Origin of the sequence: Romboutsia sp. 13368, from assembly GCF_018336475.1 — a bacterium.
In the GTDB taxonomy this organism is placed as follows: Bacteria; Bacillota; Clostridia; order Peptostreptococcales; family Peptostreptococcaceae; genus Romboutsia.
The window spans coordinates 1,938,733-1,940,855 of the sequence record NZ_CP048741.1; the positions used below are offsets into that span (position 1 = coordinate 1,938,733).

General features: G+C 30.0%; 2 protein-coding genes and 1 other annotated feature. Both genes read right to left on the bottom strand.

The features are described 5' to 3' along the window. Nucleotides 1-63: 63 nt before the first annotated feature. Nucleotides 64-1,068: a tryptophan--tRNA ligase gene (trpS, locus tag G3997_RS08020; RefSeq protein WP_296645241.1), complete on the bottom strand. Its 1,005-nt coding sequence runs from the start codon at nt 1,066-1,068 to the stop codon at nt 64-66. Nucleotides 1,069-1,079: 11 nt separating this feature from the next. Next, on the bottom strand, nt 1,080-1,778 hold the full coding sequence (locus G3997_RS08025) for a 5'-methylthioadenosine/adenosylhomocysteine nucleosidase (RefSeq protein WP_296645244.1): 699 nt from the start codon (nt 1,776-1,778) through the stop codon (nt 1,080-1,082). A gap of 59 nt (nt 1,779-1,837) precedes the next feature. Continuing rightward, nucleotides 1,838-2,059: a binding site (T-box leader), on the bottom strand. Between the last annotated feature and the right edge of the window lie 64 nt (nt 2,060-2,123).

Consider the following 2,123-nt stretch of genomic DNA (forward strand, 5'->3'; position numbering starts at 1 on the left):
AACTTTTTATTYGAAATAAAAAAAGAGTTGAATTATTATTTCAACTCTTTTTTATCATTTATTTTATAAGAATTTTCTTTCTATTAATCCAACTTTCTTATAAACTTTTCTTAAAGTTTTTCTAGCTTGTCTTTCTGCCTTATCTGCACCTATAGCATATACTTTTTCTAAATAATCTTTATTATTTAAAAGGTCATTATACTGCTCTCTTATAGGTCTTAAGCTCTCTACTATAACTTCTGCTACATCTTCTTTGAATATTCCATATCCTTTGCCTTCATACATAGCTACTAATTCTTCTATAGATTTATTACCTAATTTAGAATATATCTCTAATAAGTTCTTTATTCCTGGTTGATCATCATTGTAGCTTATAACTCCTAATGAATCTGTAACACTTCTTTTTATTTTTCTTCTTATAGTATCTGCATCATCTGCTAAAAGTATAAATGCATTTTCATTTTCATCAGACTTACTCATTTTTTTAGTAGGTTCTTGTAAACTCATTACTCTACCTACTTCTTTTGGTATATATGGTTCTGGTATTTTAAATGTAGGTGAATATCTATTATTAAATCTAGCTGCTAAATCTCTAGCTAGTTCTAAATGTTGCTTTTGGTCTTCTCCTACTGGCACTAAATCAGTTTGATATAAAAGTATATCTGCTGCCATAAGTACTGGATAAGTAAATAACCCTGCATTTAAGTTTGCTTCACTTTTTTGTGATTTATCTTTAAATTGAGTCATTCTACTTAACTCACCCATATAAGTCATTGTATTTAATATCCACATAAGCTCTGCATGTGCACTTACATGTGATTGTATAAATATCGTATTTTTTTCTGGGTCTAATCCACAAGCTAAGTATTGAGCTAATAATTGCATAGTATTTGCTCTTAAATTTTTAGCTTCTTGTGGTACTGTTATTGCATGTAAATCAACAACACTGTAAAAACAATCATACTCATCTTGAAGTTTAGTCCAGTTTTGTATAGCCCCTAGGTAATTTCCTAAAGTCATTTTTCCAGATGGTTGAGCACCACTGAAAATTATTTTCTTTTCACTCATTTAACTTCCCCCTATAATGCTTTTAACATATTTAAAACTATATCTTTAGAGTTATGAGCTGCAACTTTTACAAACTCATCATAAGTAACTTCTGCACTTCCATCAGCTTTATCTGACATTGCTCTTATTATTACAAATGGAACTTTATTTAAAGTACAAACGTGAGCTATTGCTCCACCTTCCATTTCTCCACAGTAAGCATTAAAATCATTTACTAACTCATCTTTTAGTTCTTTAGAGCTTATAAATATATCTCCTGTAGCTACTCTTCCTTTAAACACCCTATTAGATTTTGATTCTTTTACTGATGATTCATACGCTGCATTTATAAGTCTTTCATCTGCAACGAATACAGAACTTTCCATTCTTGGTATTGTTCCTTTTGGGTCACCAAATGCAGTTGTATCTACATCATATTGTATAGCATCAGTTGATATTACTATATCTTGAACATCTAATTCTGAATAAAGTGCACCTGCAACCCCAGTATTAACTACTGCATCTACATCAAATTCACTTATTAATATTTGTGCGCAAAGTGCAGAGTTTACTTTACCTATACCACATCTTACTAATACTATATCTTTTCCTTCTAATGTTCCTTTGTAGAATTTTAAGCTTGCTTTTTCTATAGTTTCTTTTATATCCATAAGCTCAACTAATATATCTACTTCTTCATCCATTGCTCCTATTATACCTATTCTATTCATAATGTCCTCCTTAGTTTTGCATATTATTTTTTGTCGCATAAAAAACACCCTATTCAAAAGAATAGGGCGACTAATTTTCCGCGGTACCACCTAAATTATATACTAAAAAAGTATATCACTACTTCTGCTGTAACGTGCAGTCACGTTTTGGCTAATTTAGTAATCTATTTCACCTAGCTCCTCAAAGGTCCATTCACTAAATTCTTTTTGCTAAGCTCTCACCACTCTTAGCTCTCTGTAATAAAGTTTGTTTAGCTACTAATCCTTGTCATAGGATTTAATTATTAATTTATAATATTTATATTATGTTGCAAAGTAAAATTTGTCAACTATCCCATATAAATA